This is a genomic window from Paenibacillus cisolokensis (assembly GCF_050481165.1).
Lineage (GTDB): Bacteria > Bacillota > Bacilli > Paenibacillales > Paenibacillaceae > Paenibacillus_AH > Paenibacillus_AH cisolokensis.
Window position 1 is genome coordinate 1 of record NZ_JBCNFP010000204.1, and the last position, 928, is coordinate 928.

General features: G+C 49.1%; 1 protein-coding gene. It reads left to right on the forward strand.

Annotation, left to right across the window (positions count from 1 at the left end; translation table 11 throughout):
- The coding region (locus ABEV74_RS23030) for an IS4 family transposase (protein WP_430150037.1) at positions 1-927 on the forward strand (927 nt) is incomplete at its 5' end.
- Between the last annotated feature and the right edge of the window lies 1 nt (position 928).

Consider the following 928-nt stretch of genomic DNA (forward strand, 5'->3'; position numbering starts at 1 on the left):
AAAGGGTTTCGGATGCTCACGCTAGGCTGGTCGGACGGCCATACATTTATTCCGGTTGACTTCTCCCTGCTCGCTTCTCTTAAGTCGCAAATAAACGGCATCATAGAAGGGATCGACAAGCGAACGTCCGGCTACAAGCGGCGGGTAGAAGCTCTGCTGTCTGCTCCTCAAGTCATTCCGGCTATGATTGATCGTGCGTTTTCGGCGGGTGTGCAAGCTCCTTATGTGCTCATGGACAGTTGGTTTACACATGCTCCGTTGATCCAAGCGATGCTTGATCGTGGTCTGGATGTGATCGGCATGGTCAAAGCGGACAACAAACGTTATCTTGTTGACGGACGCCGCTTATCCCTGCAAGAGCTTTACTTTGAAGCCATCCCCGTTCAAGGAAAGAACAAGGGGATCTTGCGTTCCATCCGTACCGAGCTGTCTCCGGGTATTCCTGTCACTATGGTCTTCGTTCGCCATCGGTCGAACAAAAAGGAATGGCTAGCGATTTTGTGTACCGACCGCTCGCTGCCCGAAGAAGAAATCATCCGGATTTACGGAATACGCTGGGATATTGAAGTGTTCTTCAAGTGCGCCAAATCCTTGCTGCGTCTGCAAAAGGAATTTCAAGGCCGTTCCTATGATTTGCTTGTCAGTCACACCACAATAGTCTTTTCCCGTTACATTTTACTGGCATGGCAACATCGACAAAGCACCGACCACCGCACATTGGGTGGCTTGTTTCATTTGCTTTGCGATGAAGTAAGTCAGTTAGACTGGGCGATTGCCCTCAAGCAGCTCATCGAGCTTATCGAGGATGTCGCCAAGAAAGCCAATAAGAAAATCACAAAACTCATTCAAACGCAACTTCGCCAATGGATTGCAGGTTTACCCAACTACATCAAGGGTTACCTGCCTAATTTAAGCTGCGAAAGTTGAG